Source organism: Tunturiibacter gelidiferens, assembly GCF_014201335.1.
In the GTDB taxonomy this organism is placed as follows: Bacteria; Acidobacteriota; Terriglobia; order Terriglobales; family Acidobacteriaceae; genus Edaphobacter; species Edaphobacter lichenicola_E.
In genome coordinates this window covers 194,460-209,568 of the sequence record NZ_JACHEB010000002.1, presented here as the reverse complement: position 1 = coordinate 209,568, position 15,109 = coordinate 194,460, and the positions used below count along the sequence as shown (strand labels likewise).

13 protein-coding genes are annotated in these 15,109 nt (G+C 57.6%); 5 read left to right on the top strand and 8 right to left on the bottom strand.

Annotated elements, in window-relative coordinates; genetic code table 11:
- Window positions 1-57: 57 nt before the first annotated feature.
- Entirely contained in the window at window positions 58-852 is a 795-nt protein-coding gene (locus HDF14_RS04680) for an NIPSNAP family protein (protein WP_183974033.1), read from the bottom strand.
- A 94-nt stretch (window positions 853-946) separates the two neighbouring features.
- Window positions 947-2,047, bottom strand: a complete 1,101-nt coding sequence (locus HDF14_RS04675; protein ID WP_183974031.1) for a nucleoside hydrolase — start codon at window positions 2,045-2,047, stop codon at window positions 947-949.
- A 90-nt stretch (window positions 2,048-2,137) separates the two neighbouring features.
- Between HDF14_RS04675 and HDF14_RS04670 the strand changes: the two genes are divergently transcribed.
- The gene (locus HDF14_RS04670) at window positions 2,138-2,737 is read left to right on the top strand and encodes a hypothetical protein (RefSeq protein WP_183974029.1); all 600 of its coding nucleotides are present in this window, start codon (window positions 2,138-2,140) and stop codon (window positions 2,735-2,737) included.
- Window positions 2,738-2,749: 12 nt separating this feature from the next.
- Here HDF14_RS04670 and HDF14_RS04665 read toward each other — a convergent pair whose 3' ends face one another.
- The 3 genes from HDF14_RS04665 to HDF14_RS04655 all read right to left on the bottom strand — a co-directional run bounded on the left by HDF14_RS04665 (window position 2,750) and on the right by HDF14_RS04655 (window position 8,840).
- Window positions 2,750-3,775 carry a hypothetical protein gene (locus tag HDF14_RS04665; RefSeq protein WP_183974027.1) on the bottom strand — a complete coding sequence of 342 codons (1,026 nt, stop codon included), beginning with the start codon at window positions 3,773-3,775 and terminating at the stop codon, window positions 2,750-2,752.
- Between the two features lie 156 nt (window positions 3,776-3,931).
- Window positions 3,932-7,630 carry a carboxypeptidase regulatory-like domain-containing protein gene (locus tag HDF14_RS04660; protein ID WP_260698031.1) on the bottom strand — a complete coding sequence of 1,233 codons (3,699 nt, stop codon included), beginning with the start codon at window positions 7,628-7,630 and terminating at the stop codon, window positions 3,932-3,934.
- A 289-nt stretch (window positions 7,631-7,919) separates the two neighbouring features.
- Entirely contained in the window at window positions 7,920-8,840 is a 921-nt protein-coding gene (locus HDF14_RS04655; RefSeq protein ID WP_183974025.1) for an isoaspartyl peptidase/L-asparaginase, read from the bottom strand.
- A 32-nt stretch (window positions 8,841-8,872) separates the two neighbouring features.
- Between HDF14_RS04655 and HDF14_RS04650 the strand changes: the two genes are divergently transcribed.
- Together HDF14_RS04650 and poxB are read left to right on the top strand one after the other, a co-directional pair.
- On the top strand, window positions 8,873-9,154 hold the full coding sequence (locus HDF14_RS04650; protein ID WP_260698030.1) for a KTSC domain-containing protein: 282 nt from the start codon (window positions 8,873-8,875) through the stop codon (window positions 9,152-9,154).
- On the top strand, window positions 9,135-10,868 hold the full coding sequence (gene poxB / locus HDF14_RS04645; RefSeq protein ID WP_183974021.1) for a ubiquinone-dependent pyruvate dehydrogenase: 1,734 nt from the start codon (window positions 9,135-9,137) through the stop codon (window positions 10,866-10,868). Before HDF14_RS04650 ends, poxB begins: the two co-directional genes overlap by 20 nt.
- Window positions 10,869-11,048: 180 nt before the next feature.
- Here the strand turns inward: poxB and HDF14_RS04640 are convergent, their stop codons facing one another.
- The 3 genes from HDF14_RS04640 to ruvX all read right to left on the bottom strand — a co-directional run bounded on the left by HDF14_RS04640 (window position 11,049) and on the right by ruvX (window position 12,910).
- A complete protein-coding gene (locus tag HDF14_RS04640) occupies window positions 11,049-11,687 on the bottom strand; it encodes a CDP-alcohol phosphatidyltransferase family protein (RefSeq protein WP_183974019.1) in 639 nt (212 codons plus the stop codon).
- Window positions 11,688-11,777: 90 nt separating this feature from the next.
- Complete coding sequence (locus tag HDF14_RS04635; protein WP_183974017.1) at window positions 11,778-12,257, bottom strand: GreA/GreB family elongation factor; 480 nt, start codon at window positions 12,255-12,257, stop codon at window positions 11,778-11,780.
- Between the two features lie 131 nt (window positions 12,258-12,388).
- Window positions 12,389-12,910, bottom strand: a complete 522-nt coding sequence (gene ruvX / locus HDF14_RS04630) for a Holliday junction resolvase RuvX (protein WP_313899489.1) — start codon at window positions 12,908-12,910, stop codon at window positions 12,389-12,391.
- A gap of 141 nt (window positions 12,911-13,051) precedes the next feature.
- On the opposite strand from ruvX, the gene mltG reads away from it, so the two are divergent.
- The gene (gene mltG, locus HDF14_RS04625) at window positions 13,052-14,029 is read left to right on the top strand and encodes an endolytic transglycosylase MltG (protein ID WP_183974015.1); all 978 of its coding nucleotides are present in this window, start codon (window positions 13,052-13,054) and stop codon (window positions 14,027-14,029) included.
- Window positions 14,030-14,191: 162 nt separating this feature from the next.
- Window positions 14,192-15,076: a LolA family protein gene (locus tag HDF14_RS04620; RefSeq protein WP_221304553.1), complete on the top strand. Its 885-nt coding sequence runs from the start codon at window positions 14,192-14,194 to the stop codon at window positions 15,074-15,076.
- Window positions 15,077-15,109 lie beyond the last annotated feature (33 nt).

Sequence of the window (15,109 nt, the reverse complement as noted above, 5' to 3'; positions counted from 1 at the left end):
CTTTCCTCTTCATGCAGCTGGGTTCCAGCAACCGTAACAACAAACGCCGATAACAACTTAGATCTGAGAATAAGCGGTTGGACTCATGACCAGGTTCGAAATATTACTCACAATCTCTTCGGAGTTGTAACGCGCTGAACTCCTGAGCTTGATCCATTCGGGATCCGCACGAAACTTATCCCACTTCGCATTGAGATCAGTCAAATCCGAAAAGCTCAGCATGTACGTAAGATTTGGCATCCGAGGGCCGATCAGCGTGTCGCTGTAAAAAACCTGGCTAAATCCAGCACGCTGAAAGATCTCAAACTCGCCGTGATGAAACATCTCAACCTTGCGAACATGGTCCTGACTGCTGGGACTCTCGTAGGTGCGCAGCTGAAAGATTCTCTTGCCATGCTCAGCAGTCTCAGCCGGCGGAGTCACCTTAGGCCACCCTTCAAAGGCAATATGAAGCGAACTATCGATCCGTTGAAACGCGGGTGCGGTCGCCGGCGCATTCCAGAAGGGCTCTGCCGCCTTCATGAACTGCTCATCATGAGCAAGCTGTAACTCAGCGGAGACAAGTGTCTCGAGCTTCGAACACGGCAGCAAAAGATACAGTGTCGGCGTGTCAGGTCCTATGTCCAGACGGAAAGCCCCGATAGGCGCAACTCCCATCCGATTCAGCGCAGGAATCAATGCGTCCGATATGTAACTATCAGTGAGCTTAATCTGCGGTCCCGTCTGCAGGTGATATCTACGAATCTCGTAATATTCACGCGGCTTACCAGAGGAGACCTGCGCAGACGACTGATTCGCAAGCGCGAGAGCGGAAGTTGCAAGAGTCGCAGTCAAAAAATCACGTCTTTCCATCAAGCCTCCCAATTGGCTGAAAATCTTTCGACACGAAGAATCCTACACAAAGAATACAGGCCGAAATATTAAGCTCCCGTCGAAAGCTGTCTTGTTATCTCTCGGAAGGTCTCTGCTGAGGCGGACTCTTCATCAACTCAAGGAAGAGCTTGTTGAATCGCGGCAGATCGAGATCCTTTTGTACGTGTACCAATTGCAGATCGAGATGAGGTTTATCAGCCGCAGTCCATGAAAGCGTGTCTCCATAGAATGGCCCGCGAGTCAGATCTACGTCGACGTACAGCTTGTCCTCTTTGGTAATGATCGCGGGGTCGATCCAGGCAGCAGCAGTAAGCTCGTCCCACAAGTAGTAAAACTCACTCGAGTAAGTTGCGAGATACTTAGCAGCGGGATTCGGCGAGCTGGCAATCTCGTTAAGCATTGCCTTGGTAAAATCGGTCTTTATCGAGATGTCTACCGTCGTCAGGTCGATGCGCGGCCAGTGCGCGCGCAACGTAATATGCGCCGCCTCAGGATCAAACCAGAAATTAAACTCGTGACGAGGATTGTTGGCAAACTCAGGATCTGCCGTCTGCGGGCTCAGGCTTCCTCCCATAATCAGGATGCCCTGCGTCAGTTCGGCAAAGTGCGGATCAATCGCAATTGCAAGAGCGATGTTCGTCAGCGGACCGGCAGCATAGATCGTGACCTGATGTGGATGCGCATGTACCTGACGAACGAGAAAGTGCGCTGCATCCTCCGCCAACGGCTTCAGAGTTGGTTCACCCTCCTGCAACTTCGGCACGACATAAGGCCCATGGTAAGGTTGGCGGCTAGTGTTCGTCGCCAGATCTCCCCACGCCCCATACCAGGGAAACGTCCCATATAGCTGCTGCTGGATCTTCGACTCCTCCTCCGTCCGGACCAGAGGAAAGATCGCTCCCGGAACCACTGGAACGTCCGTCCGATGGATCAGCTCGAGCATTCGCAGCGTGTGCTGCACCTCCTCCGGCTCCCACGCGTTCCCGCTCACCATTGTGATGCCAAGCACCTCAACCTGAGGAGATTGCAGCAGCGCCATCATTGCCATTTGGTTGGACCCGCCCGGACCTGAACCGTCCTGATCGATCAAGACCATGCGCCGGGGCTGGGCGTTTCCAAACTGTGACAAGACGCCGAAGAGCGCAACGAAGAACAGAGAAAGTTTTCGAGTCATGGTCAGCACAGATTACCAGCCATCCGAGGCCGGACCGCAAACGCAAAACAATAGTCTCTCGTCGAATCTGCCGTTATCGTTAAAACAACCATGCGCCGACCCCAGCTCTACCTGCTGCTTCCCCTGGCTCTTCTGCTCTCTGCATCTCGCTCATCCTCTGCAATCGAGGTCAAAGTCTCCGCGAAAGCATTAGAGCGTACACTCCGGGCCCAACTCTTCGAGGGCCCACAAGGCCGCTACTACATCCGCGGAGACGCCACTTCTCCCTGCTACGTCTACGCAGAATCGCCCCACGTCACCTTCATGCAGGACCGCATCGTCGTCCACGTTCACGCGAAATCGAAGCTCGGAACCTCCGTCCACGGCACCTGCCTCGGCGTCTCGCTCACCACAGACACCGACGTATCGCTCATCCCTGAAGCCGAAGAGGAGAGCATCGGATTTCGCGACGCGCGAATCGAACGCCTCAGCGAATCCCGCGAGCTGAACTTTATCCTCGCGCCCTTCCTGAGCCACAAGGTCCCCGCACAGATGAAGGTCAACGCAGCCGTCCTGATGCGTCAACTCCTCAGTCGCTCGACCGAAACCACAGGTTACTCCCTTTCGCTCGACTCGCTGAAGCTGCACTCCCTTCTCGTCGAAGGCGAATCCCTAGTCATGGACGCCGACGCCAACCTCAAAGTCAACTAGCTTCGATGACGCTTACTTCTGTGGAGCCAGTGGCGCTGGGGTTATTGCAGGCGCGGGCAACGGACGCCGCATCTCTTCCGCTCCCGCAGAAGAGGGAGCGCCAGTCAGCGTCGTCGGCTCTCCCGGTATGACCTCGACAGCAGCATCCTTCGGTGTTTTGAATCGCCCATCCGTCAGGTAAGCCACCACAAATCCCGCCGCCACCTCAGGATTCAATATCGCCAACGGCACAACGTACTTCTTCGACTTCACGACCGCCTCCAGCACGCCGTCGATTGGATGGCTTCGCTTAATATTTCCCGGAACCTGCGGAATCATGAACGTCGAAAACTTTAGATCAGGATGTTGATCGGCATACTTCGTCAGTGATCGTGCCACTTGTTTCGGCGTCGTAATTCCCAGGTCGGAAAAGAAATTCCGATGCACGCTGTGCGGATAATAAACATCCAGCAACGTCCGCGAAAAATCGGCGCAGTTGTGAAACAGCAGATTGAAATGCCCAACATTCCGGTTGTCGTTGAACTGATTCATGAACTGCTCATCTTCCTCTGCGGTCGTCTGAATCTGAAAACCATAGATCCTGCGGTCGTACGACGCTCCCACAAGCTGCGTCCATTCGCCTCCCGGAGCTTCACCAACCTTCTTGCCCTTTTCAACATCGGGCACAAGCGCAAGCAGATGGTCTCGCCTGTATTGATCACGCAAGCTCGCCTCAAGCGCGGCATCCGCGGTCTTCGGCACATCCTCCACCCGCTCCACCGCATAAAGATACGGCACCAACGGAATAGCCAGCCAATCGTAGCCATCGATCTTGTGATAGCGGCTGATCACCGCACCGGGCTCGCCTGCTCGACAAGGCCGCAGCAAAGTCGGGGACTCCGCGCAGATGTGATTCAGATAGATTGCCGCATGGCCAGTTGGATTGAACGCCCCGAACTCACCGTAGGGCTCTTCCATCAGCAGCGCCGCATCTGCTCGCGCCCAAACTCCGCCCAACGCCAACACAAGCGCCGTCACGCAGGCGCGTATCTTTCCCATCCCCAAACCTCTCTGCACCAAACCTCTCTGCCTCCGGTGCGATCGACAAACCTCATCGACCCAAACGCCTATTTTCGCAGGAGGTTGTGCCCCTTTTCACACATCTCATAAAAAGGAATTAGAGGTTGAAAAGGGGCTGCTGAGTTGTAGCGTCAACTAGAAAGAAACCCTGGCTCCAAACTGAAACTGACGAGGATCAGACGCAGCAGTGGGCGTACCCGCCGCGGTGTAGAGCAGATTCACATCCAGCGTGTTGTTCTTGTTGATCAGGTTGAAGACATCCGCAGTAACTTGCAGCGCGATCTGATGCGGAAACGTGAACGCTTTCGCGATGCGCAAATCCGTGAACACCGTATAAGGCTTTACACCGACATTGCGGCCAAGGTCTCCGGCATAGTAGTTGCTCGACGGACCGGCATCCGCTGGTGCATCGGCATAGCACGGCAGATTGAAAGCCCCAGTCGGAGAGTACTTCGACAGCACTGGGGCCGTACCGCAGCTGGTGTTCCCGCTACCGGGGGCGACGGCGTTTGGCCGATCCGTCAGTGGATCGAAGTCAAAGTTCGTGTCCGTTCCAGTCAGAATATTGAACGGCCTGCCAGAGGAGACCTCAAAGATCGGCGCGACGGTGAAATTCGAGAAGACCGTCGGAACAAAGCCCGAGCCCCCAAGATGGCCCGAGTTATAAACCCCCGAAAGCACAAAGCGATGCCTCTGATCGAAAGTAGAGTTGCTTCGCTCCGCATTCGGATTGAAGTTGCTCTGCGGCGCATCCGACGTGGACACAACATCGGTAGAGTCGTCGATGGCGTGCGCCCATGTGTAGCTGACCAGAAACTCGAAATTTGTAGTGTAGCGTTTACGCAGATTGACGCTCAGTGCGTTATAGCTCGACGTTCCGGTCGTCAGGTTCGGTGTCATATCGCCGAATGGAACAGGAATGCCCACGCCGAGCCCATCCGTCGCCGCAATCTCGCTGGCCAGCGCAACGCACTGACCGCCACCTACATTCGGATTCGCGAGGAAGCTCGCCAGCGAGGTGTTGAGTCCTGACTTTCGGAAGAAGTTCAACAGAGCCGGTGTAACAAATGGTCCCGTTGGACCGACACCGCAAGGGTTAACCCCTGCTGCTGTTCCTACTGTCAAGGGATTCGAGGTAGGACTCGCAGTCCCAGGAGCCGCGGTCCGTGCCTTCACAGCATTCACCGCGTTCCGCCAGTTCGCGGTCAGTAGCTGCGGATTCACGGGATTCACGTTCACGGGTCGATTCAGGTGTCGACCGCCCGTCGAATTGAAAGCCACGTTTAGCGACATATCGTGACCTAGATCCGTCTCCACCCCAAACGAGATCTGCTGCACGTAAGGCGTCACATAGTGCAGATCAGCTGGCAGACCAGAGGGAAGAATCGCCAGTGGAAATCCGGCTGCCAGAAAATTCTGATTTGCGAATACCGAGTTAGAGTTATTAGGATCAAACCGCTGTTGACTCGCAATGTAGTTGACCCCAGCCGCGCTCGCGCCAAGGCAATTCGGATTTCCCAGCGATCCTTGAAACGCATTCGTAGCATTCAGATTAAGTGGACTCGCCGCAGCATTCGGACTAGCGACGCTGCAAGGGGCGCCCCCACCAAGAATCACCAGCGGAACCGTCGTCGAGTTAAAAATCATCGACTGCGACTCAAGATTTCCCGGCGCACGATCGTAAAACAGCCCGTAGTTCGCACGAATGACCGTCTTCGCATCGCCTCTCACGTCGTACGCAATTCCAATGCGCGGCGCAAAGTTTGTAGGCGCCAGACGAATGCCCTCACGAATCCCGTAGAGTCGCTCAGCTTCATTCGTGTTGTCATTCAGAGCAAGCTGCGTCGGAAACGCCTCAACGTCATACCGAATCCCGAGGTTCAACGTCATTCTGCTGGTCGCGCGCCAGCTGTCCTGCAGGAACCAGCCAAGCGTCTTTAGGTCATACTTGAACGTCGTTTGCCCAATGCCCTGCGCGAACGACTGTGGAATCCCAAGCCCATACGCTTGGACTGCGGAGAAGCCCGGAAGCCCCTCAAGCAAAGGCGAAACATCCGTCGCATTCAAACCCGCAAACGTATAGTCGCCGCCACCATAGAGCTGCCCCTGCAACAGATTGATCGGAATATACCGAAGATCGATGCCCATCTTGAGCGTGTGGCTGCCGAGCGTGTACGTAAAGTTGTCCTGCAGCTGATTTTGATCTTCAATCCGGTCGACAACGGAAAATGGCGTCTTGCCGAAGTACGCATAGCCAGGGATATTCACCGCGGTACTGCTGCCTCCTGGCGAATCGGTATTAGCAAATCTCACCGGATGCCGCGCAAATTGGAAGCGCAAGTCATTCACCTTGTTGTTGCCGATGATGATTGTGTACTGACCCGCGATTGCAAAATCGTGCAGACTCTGCGTCGCCGTGCGGGAGAAAGAGTTCTCGCCAAGATTCTGGTTAGCCGCACTCTCTTCGATTCCCGTAATGTAGCTCGGGCTCACGCTCGCATGCAGAACAAGCTGTTGGTTGCTCGTCAGCTTGTGATCGATCCGCAGCGAATACACCTCGGTCTTTTCGGTGACTGGAAAGTTGCCGATCAAACTGTTGAGCGGCGTAAACGACGCGGGCGTCGCCTGTCCAGAAGTAACAAAGTTCCTCGGCCCAATCGTCGATTGCAGAAATGCGGGATTCTGCCCGGTCGTCGCCAGCGTCGATCCCGATCCAACCAGGGCAATGTACTGTTGAATCCCAGGCGTATTCGCTGGAACGCCAGGGTTCTGCAAAAATGCCTGCTGCTCCGGCGTTCCCTGAATCGTAAGAGCCCCACCCGGAACCCCGTAGAACCGGCTCACATCGATGTTCGTCAAGCCAAAGTTGTTCGATCCGATATCCGAAAAACCTGTCTCCTGCCGCCGCGTAATCTCAGTCGAAAAGAAGTAGAACGTTTTATCGGGGACGATCGCGCCGCCAAGCGTAAAACCCGCCTGAACCCGCGTATAAGCCGGCTGGTACACCGTCGAAAAAGGGTTCGTCGCCTGAATATAGCGATTGCGCAGAAACCCGAATGCGCTCCCATGCGTGGCATTTGTTCCCGATTTAGTCACAATATTCACCACACCGCCCGACGCTCTGCCATACTCCGCAGCAAAGCCGTTCGTGATGATCTGGAACTCCTGCACCGCATCCTGCGACACCGTCGTTCGCGTGCCGCCAGAGATGTAATCGCCCGCATCGGCCCCGTCGACGTTGATCGAATTCGAACGTGCCCGAACGCCGCCGAAGTTCAGCCCTGAGGTCGGAATCGCACCTACCTGCGGAGCTGCATCCCGGGCAATCTGCGAATTCGTCAGCGTGAAGTTGATGTAGTTACGCCCGTTCGTAGGCAGGTTGTCGATGCGCAGTTCGTCGACCGTAGTGGACTGCGAGCTCCGCTGCGTTTCGATGATGTCCGCGCCCGAGCTCACCGTCACAACCTGCGTCGTCCCCACTGTAAGTGAGAGAGGAAGCTCACCCTGTTCTCCCGTGGTCAAGACCACCTTCTCGCTGACGTACGTGTTAAAGCCTTTTGCCGTCGCCTTCACTGCATAGGTGCCAGGCGGCAACAGCAGCAGGCGGTAGTTTCCTTGCCCATCGGTAGTCGTCGTGCGGGAAAAACCCTTCGAGTCGTCTGTGATCGTGACCGTCGCGTTCGGAATGACGGCCCCGGTCTGATCGTGAACCGTGCCGTTGAGCTGCGCCGTTGAGATGTTTTGAGCCCATAAACCGGTGGAAAAAGAACTCACCAGAAGAAGAACAGCGGCCAGAGGGTTGAAGACAAAAAGCCGCGAATTGACTTTGAACATGCGTGTTGCTCCCCGTTGTGTCAGCAGGCCCCAACTCGTTTGGCAACGGCCCGACTGACAACTTTAACGACGCGATGTTCTACATGAATGACCATTCAGTACGCAAGAGGAAACCGGGACCAAAGGATTTATCTGATCAATCCCCTAGAGAACCGTCTCCAGCGTCACTTATTCTGCGGGCTTTGCGCGGGCCTTCCAACTCCTCCCGCTGCGACGTTCCCGCCAGCCACTCGGGAGACAGTGACCGGCCTGCTTCACTCTCCGATTCCATTTCGGTAAAACGGAAAGACTAATTGCGAGTGACACCCAACTGCTTCCCAGCCTGCGTCTGCAGTCCCCACGCCATACGCGGCGTATTGTGCGCCATCCCCACCCGGCCATCCGGCCCCAGCAGAATAATCCCGCCGTGCCCACCCAGCCGATTGAACAGATAATCGATCGCCTCATGAGCAGCTTCATCAGGACTCGCCCCGGCGGCGACTCGATCGACTGCCCACTTGCCCAACACCAGCTTCATAATCGGCTCGCCCCAACCCGTCAGCGACACCGCCGCCGAAAGATTGTCCGCATAGCAGCCACATCCAATCAAGGAAGAATCCCCCACGCGGCCCGGAGCCTTATTCAGCGTTCCGCCCGTGCTAGTCCCCGCGGCAATATTGCCGTCAACATCAAGCGCCACCGCCCCCACCGTATCGTGCGACTCAAGACTCCCCGAAAAAGTCACATCCGGCAGCCCCGCCAGCTCGTCCGCCTGAGCCTTATACAGCCGCTCCCGCTCCCGCGGCACTACCAGATCAGAGTTATCGCAAAGCGCCATCCCATGCTGTCGTGCAAACCTCTCAGCCCCCACTCCGACAAAATAAACATGCGGCGATTTATCCAGCACCAGCCGCGCAGCCCGTATCGGATTCCGCAGTCGCTCCACGCACGCAACCCCACCAGTACGAAGATTCTCTCCATTCATCAGCAGGGCATCCATCTGCACCCGGCCATCCTGAGTCAGAAACGATCCACGCCCCGCGTCAAACGTGTCGTCGTCTTCCATCACTGCAACCGCAGCCTCCACAGCATCCACCGCCGCAGCACCCCGTCCCAACAACGCATAACCAGCAGCAAGCGCGTTCGCGATGCCATCTTCGTGAGCAGCAATGGCATCGTCAGGCATCGCCCACGCACCACCATGAATTAACAGAACTGGTTGAACACTCATTGCATCTCAAGTCTACGGGAGACTACCCCCTAATGCCTTCCAGTGTCATCGCCGCCATGTCCTACAACGACGAAGCCCGAACCCTCACCATCGTCTATCGCGGAAACAGAGGTGTTTACCGGTACTTCGACGTTCCGCCGGAGGAGTTTGTAGCCTTTCGCGCCGCGCCGTCCAAGGGCATCTATCTGAACGAAATCTTCAAATCAAAGCAATACCAGTACGAACGCGTCGTAGACCGCCAAAACACCAGTCACCAACAGCGCATTCATCAACAGGGCACTCCGGAGAAACTACATGGCAAAGACAATCGCTGACCTAATCGTAGAAACCTTGAAGATTGCCGGCGTCAAACGCATCTACGGCCTTCCCGGCGACTCTCTCAACGGATTCACCGACGCGCTACGCCGAGACGGCACCATGGAATGGATCCACGTCCGCAACGAAGAGGTCGCCGCCTTCGCCGCCGGAGCAGATGCCCATCTCACAGGCTCCCTCGCAGTCTGCGCCGCAAGCTGCGGACCCGGCAATCTCCACCTCATCAACGGCCTCTTCGACTGCCATCGCAACCGCGTGCCTGTACTCGCCATCGCCGCTCACATCCCCAGCGCCGAGATCGGCACCAACTACTTCCAGGAAACCCACCCGCAAAATCTCTTCAAAGAGTGCAGCGACTACTGCGAGATGGTCGGTATCCCCGAACAGATGCCGCGGGTCCTCGAGATCGCCATGCGCACCGCCATCAACCTCTCCGGCGTCTCCGTCATCGTCATCCCCGGCGACGTCGCCCTCCACAGCGCCCCCGAACACAAGCCTGCACCCATCAGGCTCGCCCGCCCAATCATACGCCCCAACGACGACGAGCTTCGCGAAGCCGCCGACATCCTCAACGCAGGAGCCAAAGTCACCATCCTTGGCGGAGCGGGCTGCAAGGACGCACACAAGGAGCTGATCGCTACCGCAGAGGCCTTGAAATCACCGATCGTCCACGCCCTCCGCGGCAAGGAGTACATCGAGTACGACAATCCCTTCGACGTCGGGCTCACCGGCCTCATCGGCTTCAGCTCCGGCTACCACGCCATGGAAGACTGCGATGTCCTACTGATGTTAGGGACCGACTTCCCCTATCCGCAGTTCTTCCCCAAACACGCCAAGGTCATCCAGATCGATCTTCGCGGCAACCAGATTGGCCGTCGCACCGAAGTCGATGTCGGTCTCGTCGGCTCCATCAAAGAGACTCTCTCCGCTCTCCTGCCTCTCCTCACGACAAAGACCGATCACGCCCATCTCGACGCCAAGACAAAAGACTACAAAAAAGTTCGCGAAGGTCTGACCGAACTCGCTGGCCCCGACGAAGACAAGACCCCCATCCACCCGCAATACGTCGCAAAACTCATCGACCAATTCGCAGCCGATGACGCCATCTTCACCTGCGACGTAGGTACCCCCACCGTCTGGTCCGCCCGCTACCTCACCATGAACGGATGCCGTCGCCTCCTCGGCTCCTTCAACCACGGATCGATGGCCTGCGCTGTCCCCCAGGCCATAGGCGCGCAATCAGCGTTCCCCAACCGCCAGGTCGTCACGCTCTCCGGCGACGGTGGCCTGGCCATGATGCTCGGCGATCTCCTCACCCTCCGCCAGCAAAAGCTGCCAATCAAGATGGTCGTCTTCAACAACGGTGCTCTTGCCTTCGTCGAACTCGAGATGAAAGCCGGCGGCATCGTCACCTACGCCACCGACCTCGACAACCCAAGCTTCGCGGCAATGGCAAACTCCATCGGGATCCACGGCATTCGCGTAGAGAAGCCAAGCGAACTCGAGTCGGCGTTAAAAAACGCCTTCGCAACCCCTGGCCCCGCATTGGTCGAAGTGATCGTGAATCGTCTGGAACTCTCCATGCCGCCGCACATCAGCCTCGAGCAGATGAAAGGCTTCTCCCTCTACATGGCAAAGAGTGTTCTCAGCGGACGCGGCGACGAGATCGTCGACCTGGCAAAGACCAACGTGATTCAGCGAATTTGGTCGTAAGGGGTGACCTTCCGTCGGGACCGCTAGGCGCGGCGCGGTCACTTCGTGACGGGCATACCCCTTCGGTTGGAGCTCCCGTTGGTCGCGGGAAATACCTCCGCCGACCATCGGAAGGCCCGAGGCGAAGCCGGTATACATGTCACGAAGTAACCGCTGCCCGCGCAGGGCAATCAGAGGCAACTATTTCGCCTGTGCAATCAACTTCTTCCTGCGCTCGGTCTCGACATAGGTGTAGCGGATGCGGTGAATCACCGTCAACGTAGCAAACAGCGCCAGCACCCACAGCGCAGGAGCCATCACGCCCCACCGATTGCACAACGCCCCCAGAATCACGCAAACAATCCGCTCCGGCCGCTCCATAAACCCGACCTTACACGTCCCAATCAGCGCCTCGGCCCGTGCCCGTGTATAGCTCACCATCACGCACGCCGTCATCACAAACGCCACCAGCCCCACATAAAACAACCGGTTACCGCGCGCGTAGTAGATCAGCAGACCAAAGAAAATCGCAACATCCGAGTAACGATCCATCACCGAATCAAAGAATGCGCCGAATACCGAGACCTGGTTCGTCTTCCGCGCCACCCGCCCATCGACCATGTCGAAGACGCCCGCTCCAATAATAATCAGACCCGCATACAAAAACATCCGGTTGGCGTTATAGGGCCGCGCAAACCCAAAGAAACACGCCGCGATGATGTTGATTACCAGACCAATGAACGTCAGTGCGTTAGGCGAGATGCGGGTCAGCGCAAGGCCGTTCACGATCTTCTGCAGCAGCCAGCCGCTGCCTTTGCCGAATGCGCTTGTCCAGGTCAAAACTAATCCTCAGGGGGAGAAAACCCCGCTTTTTACCGCTTTCTTGATACCACATCGCAACGTGTATAGGACACCCGTCGACGCCCTGAGTTACGCTTCGTCGGCGACGTCGTGAATGGTCAACAGCTTCAGAATCTCAAGTTCGCGCTTGCCGTTCGGCGTAATCACCGTCGCGGTATCGCCAACCTGCTTCCCCAGCAACGACCGTCCGATGGGCGAAGTCGTTGAGATCAACCCTTTGGCCACATCCGACTCTTCGCTCGTAACCAGTTGATATTTGATCTCTTCGTCCTTGCTCGAATCGAACACCGTCACGTGCGAGCCAAACCCAACCTTGTCATTGGGGATATTGACGAGATTCACCATGGCCAGTTCGCCCATCCGCTTCTTCAACTGCCCCAGTCGGGCGTTGACGAAGACCTGGCGCTGTTTGGCCATGTGGTATTCGGCGTTTTCACTCAGGTCGCCCAGTGCGACGGCCTTCTTGATCTCTGCAGGCAGTTCAGTCGTGAGTTCGTGCTCCAACAACTTAATCTCTTCTGCAAGCCTCTTCTTTACTTGTTCTGGCATGGGGCCTTCCGGTTAAAACTAGGCGAGCGCGCTCGCCTTACCGCAGCGGCGCACTCTGGTCAAAACTTGATTATACGATGCCGCAACGCCGACACCCACCCCTTGGCCCCGCCGTCGTCACTCAACGACCCCTACGACCGGGCCCGTTCATTTGCCCTGGCCTCAAGAAAAGACTGCAAAATCAACACCGCCGCCACTTGGTCGATGATCCCCTTGCGCCCCATCGCCGCATGTCCCGCGTCATCCAGGTGACGGTGAGCCTGCGTCGTCGTCAACCGCTCGTCCCACAAATGCACCGTTATGCCGAACTCCGTCCTGAGATCCTCAGCAAACGCCTGCGCCTTCGCCGCCTGCGGGCTCTGGTCCCCCGACATATACAGCGGATTGCCCACCACCGCCTCGGTCACCCCATGCTTGCGAAGCACTCGCGCCACCGACTTTAAATCCGCTCGCCGCCCCGCCCGATGCAGCGTAAACAGAGGTTGCGCGGTATATCCCAGCGGGTCCGAGATCGCCAACCCAATCCGCCGGTCCCCTACATCGAACCCAAGCACGCGAGCCACCAACGCACCCGTCGACTCCGAAGACCCGGAAGGGCCCGAGTCAGCACCCTCACCATCCTCAGCACCCATCGGATTCTCATCGGTAGTCACGAATTTGAGTCTACTTGCTCACGACCTCCCCAGCTCAGCCGTAAAATGAAGCGACCGAACCGAAGCTCAGCAACCCCAACCGAAGCCTGAAGCTAAGCCTTGATCCTCAAGCCCTAAGCACCAAAACCCGGAGGCACCCACTTGAAGTTTCTCGGTACCCTTCTGCTGCTTCTGCTCATCGCCGCAGCCGTCGCAGCCGGCGTCATCTATCTCCCCTACGGCCCCACCACCGAGACCTTCGTCGACATCGCCCCCGGCACCAGCACCGAGTCCATCGCCGCCCAACTCGAGCGCAGCGGCGTCATCCGCAGTCGTTACGGCTTCTATCTCCTCCGCCTCACCAAAGGTGGCCGCCTCCAGGCAGGCGAGTACCGCTTCGACCGCAAGCTCCCCATGACCGACGTCTACCAGCACATCCTCCACGGCGAAATCTACACCCGCGCCCTCACCATCCCCGAAGGCTTCAACATCTTCGACATCGCCCAGGCAGTCGAAGCCGCCGGCTTCGGCTCCCGCGACGCTTTCCTCGCCGCCGAGCGCCAGCATACCGAGCTCATCGCAGCCTGGACCGACGGCCCACCCCCCGCCTCTCTCGAAGGCTACCTCTTTCCCGACACCTACCAGTTCTCCCGCCACGCCACCCCACTCCAAATTCTCTCCGCCATGGTCCGCCGCTTCCACCAGGAAACCGCACAGCTAGGCCTCATCCACGACATACCCCAAACCGTCATCATGGCCTCCCTCATCGAAAAAGAGGTCCGTCAGGATGCCGAGCGCCCCCTCGTAGCCGGCGTCTTCGTCAATCGTCTCGCCAAAGGCATCCCCCTCGCCACCGACCCATCCGTCATCTACGCCGCCCTGCTGGACAATCGCTGGCGCGGCACCATCTACGCCTCCGACCTGCAATCCCCATCGCCCTACAACACCTACAAACACGCCGGCCTCCCCCCCGGACCCATCGCCAACCCCGGCATCGCAGCCCTGCGCGCAGCCATGCGCCCCGCCCGCACCGACTACCTCTACTTCGTCAGCGACGCCGCCGGCCACACCCGATTCTCAGCCACCCTCCAGGAGCACGCACAACAGGTCCAGTCCTACCGCCAGGCTCAAAAACACTAGCGCCCGAATCAGCATTCTCCAGCTAACGTTCAACCTTCAACTTTGAGAAACACTTCGGAACCACGAAACATCCAAGCCGTATAGAAATAATCGAGAGCGGACGCATCACGGCCTCCAGTAAGAGCAACCGAGCCGGGAAAGATATACTTGAAGTTTGTGCTCATGCGGATAAGACAAGCGGTGGCGATGGCAATCATTGGGCTGGCTCCGGCGCTCACCGGATGCCTGACCCATACCCGCATCGTCCCAAAGACGCGCCCCGCCGACGTCGTCCTCAACGCCGAACTCGGCGACCTCCTCAAACAAGTCAATGCCCGCTTCGACGCCATCCAGACCATGAACGCGTCCATCGAAATCGTCGCCACCACCGGCGGCGGCCGTCAGGGCAAAGAAACCAGCTACCCCAGCTTCGGCGGATACATCTTCCTAAGAAAGCCACAGGACCTCCGCGTTCTGCTCCGCGTGCCCTTTCTCGGTTCGGTGGCGCTCGACATGGTCAGCAACGGCAAAACCTGGAAGCTCTGGGTCCCCAAGCACAACCTCGCCATGACCGGAACCAGCGAAGTCACCAAGCCCTCCACCAACGGCCTCGAAAATCTCCGCCCCGCCGTCTTCTTCGACTCGCTTCTCATCCACGGTCTCGGCCCCGACCAGGTCGTCTCCCTTACTCAGGACACGCGCGTCGTCGCAAACGAAAAAAACCCAAAGGACCTTGTCGAGGAGCCTGACTACGATCTCGAATTTCTTGCCCAGCCCAAGGGCCAGACCGCACACACCGTTCGCGTTATTCACATTAGTCGCGCCAACCTGCTCCCATACCAGCAGGACATCTACGGCCCCGACGGCACCGTCGTCACCCGTGCCTTCTACAGCAACTATCAGAAGTTCGGCGACACCCCCTTCCCCATGAAGATCGAGATCAGGCGCCCCCAGGACCAGTACATCCTCACCATCACCATCTCCAAGCTGACGCTCAATCAAAAACTCGAAGACGACCAGTTCGAACTAAGAATCCCCGACAACGTCCCCGTCAAAAACATGGACTAACTCAGTCCGCTCCGCCTTCGAGTTACCCCCTGC

Bases quoted from the DNA above. Each gene is read 5' to 3' on its own strand.
- HDF14_RS04680 (WP_183974033.1), bottom strand. From the start codon at position 852: ATGGAAAGACGTGATTTTTTGACTGCGACTCTTGCAACTTCCGCTCTC.
- HDF14_RS04675 (WP_183974031.1), bottom strand. From the start codon at position 2,047: ATGACTCGAAAACTTTCTCTGTTCTTCGTTGCGCTCTTCGGCGTCTTG.
- HDF14_RS04670 (WP_183974029.1), top strand. From the start codon at position 2,138: ATGCGCCGACCCCAGCTCTACCTGCTGCTTCCCCTGGCTCTTCTGCTC.
- HDF14_RS04665 (WP_183974027.1), bottom strand. From the start codon at position 3,775: ATGGGAAAGATACGCGCCTGCGTGACGGCGCTTGTGTTGGCGTTGGGC.
- HDF14_RS04660 (WP_260698031.1), bottom strand. From the start codon at position 7,630: ATGTTCAAAGTCAATTCGCGGCTTTTTGTCTTCAACCCTCTGGCCGCT.
- HDF14_RS04655 (WP_183974025.1), bottom strand. From the start codon at position 8,840: ATGAGTGTTCAACCAGTTCTGTTAATTCATGGTGGTGCGTGGGCGATG.
- HDF14_RS04650 (WP_260698030.1), top strand. From the start codon at position 8,873: ATGCCTTCCAGTGTCATCGCCGCCATGTCCTACAACGACGAAGCCCGA.
- poxB (WP_183974021.1), top strand. From the start codon at position 9,135: ATGGCAAAGACAATCGCTGACCTAATCGTAGAAACCTTGAAGATTGCC.
- HDF14_RS04635 (WP_183974017.1), bottom strand. From the start codon at position 12,257: ATGCCAGAACAAGTAAAGAAGAGGCTTGCAGAAGAGATTAAGTTGTTG.
- HDF14_RS04620 (WP_221304553.1), top strand. From the start codon at position 14,192: ATGCGGATAAGACAAGCGGTGGCGATGGCAATCATTGGGCTGGCTCCG.